The sequence below is a fragment of the Collinsella sp. OM07-12 genome (assembly GCF_003438275.1).
Classification (GTDB): Bacteria; Actinomycetota; Coriobacteriia; order Coriobacteriales; family Coriobacteriaceae; genus Collinsella.
Map to the genome: position 1 here is coordinate 1 of NZ_QSTQ01000011.1, position 224 is coordinate 224.

1 protein-coding gene is annotated in these 224 nt (G+C 73.7%); it reads left to right on the plus strand.

Annotated elements, in window-relative coordinates; all coding sequences use genetic code 11:
- Window positions 1–202: hypothetical protein (locus DXB98_RS05265; protein ID WP_199407128.1), on the plus strand; the 202-nt coding region annotated here is incomplete at its 5' end.
- Window positions 203–224: the final 22 nt, after the last annotated feature.

Consider the following 224-nt stretch of genomic DNA (forward strand, 5'->3'; position numbering starts at 1 on the left):
CCGTGGCGGTCGCGGTGGCGATCGTGGCGGCCGTGGCGGCGACCGTGGCGGTCGCGGCGGCTTTGGCGGCAACCGTGGTGGCTATGGCGACCGCGGTGGCAACCGTGGCGGCTTCGGCGGCAACCGTGGTAACGACCGCGGCGGTCGCGGTGGCGATCGTGGCGGCCGCAACGGCGGCGGCTTCCGCGGCAACCGCTTTTAGGGGGTACCGGGGTCTATGAAAC